Origin of the sequence: Acidisoma cellulosilyticum (assembly GCF_020621385.1) — a bacterium.
Taxonomy (GTDB): Bacteria; Pseudomonadota; Alphaproteobacteria; order Acetobacterales; family Acetobacteraceae; genus Acidisoma; species Acidisoma cellulosilyticum.
In genome coordinates, this window is the sequence record NZ_JAESVA010000040.1 from 1 (window position 1) to 1,324 (window position 1,324).

Below are 1,324 nucleotides of genomic sequence, written 5' to 3' on the forward strand. Positions count from 1 at the left end.
GGGAGTGTCAGGAATTTCGTGTTTGGCCGGTGCATAGTGGGAAAGAAGGAGAAGCCCGATGGCACGCCGCAAAGAGCCTGCGATTCCTGATGCGATATTGGACCAACTGCTGGCGGGAGCGGAGGCGAAGACCGCCTTTGACCCCGGCGGCCTTTTGGATGGGTTGAAGAAGGCCCTGGCGGAACGGGTGCTGAACGCGGAGATGGACCACCATCTCGGCGGAGAAGGCGGGGTTGAGAACGGCCGTAATGGCTACGGCCGCAAGATTGTTACGACCGACACAGGCCGGTTGGAGCTGGAGATCCCTCGGGATCGGCAGTCGAGCTTTGATCCCCAGCTGATCGCCAAATACCAGCGCCGGTTCCCCGGCTTCGATGACAAGATCATCTCGATGTATGCGCGCGGGATGAGCAACCGGGAGATTGTCGGTCATCTACGCGATCTCTACGGGATCGACGTGTCGCCGGACCTGATCAGCACGGTAACGGATGCCGTTCTTGATGAGATCGCCGCCTGGCAGGCCCGTCCTCTGGAGCCGGTCTATCCGCTGGTTTTCTTCGACGCCTTGCGGGTCAAAATCCGCGATGAGGGTCTGGTTCGCAACAAGGCCGTGCATATCGCTCTCGGCGTCAGACACGATGGTGGCAAAGAAATACTCGGACTTTGGCTGGAGCAGAACGAGGGCGCTAAGTTCTGGCTGCGGGTGATGAACGAGCTACGCAACCGCGGCGTTGATGACATTCTGCTCGCCGTGGTCGACGGCCTCAAGGGCTTTCCCGAGGCGATAACGGCAGTCTTCCCGGAGGCCACGGTTCAAACCTGCATCGTCCATCTGCTCCGTGGCAGCTTGGACTTCGTCTCCTACAAGGACCGCAAGGTCGTGGCCGGAGCCTTGAAGGATATCTACAGGGCGGTCAATGCGCCGGCCGCCGAGGCCGCGCTCGCCGCTTTTGAGGCTGGCTTCTGGGGGCAAAAATATCCCGCCATCGGTATGGCGTGGCGGCGGGTTTGGCCCGAAGTCATCCCGTTCTTTGCCTTCCCCACGGATGTTCGCAGGCTGATCTACACCACGAATGCCATAGAGGCTCTTAACTCAAAACTTCGACGCGCCGTTCGGGCCAGGGGGCACTTCCCAACTGACGAAGCGGCTCTCAAGCTTCTCTATCTGGTCTTGAACCGCGCCGAGAAAAAATGGATTATGCCACCGCGTGAATGGTCCATGGCAAAGGCTCAGTTTGCTGTCATGTTCGGCGAACGCCTCAAACGGGCAGCCGCATAGCAATGTTCGACAGCACCGGCCAAACACGAAATTCCTGACACTCCC

General features: G+C 59.6%; 1 protein-coding gene. It reads left to right on the forward strand.

The features are described 5' to 3' along the window. The first annotated feature begins 58 nt into the window (after nt 1-58). Nucleotides 59-1,279: an IS256 family transposase gene (locus tag ACELLULO517_RS28430; protein ID WP_227310873.1), complete on the forward strand. Its 1,221-nt coding sequence runs from the start codon at nt 59-61 to the stop codon at nt 1,277-1,279. Nucleotides 1,280-1,324: the final 45 nt, after the last annotated feature.

Coding starts and splice junctions, on each gene's coding strand:
- ACELLULO517_RS28430 (WP_227310873.1), top strand. CDS start 59: ATGGCACGCCGCAAAGAGCCTGCGATTCCTGATGCGATATTGGACCAA.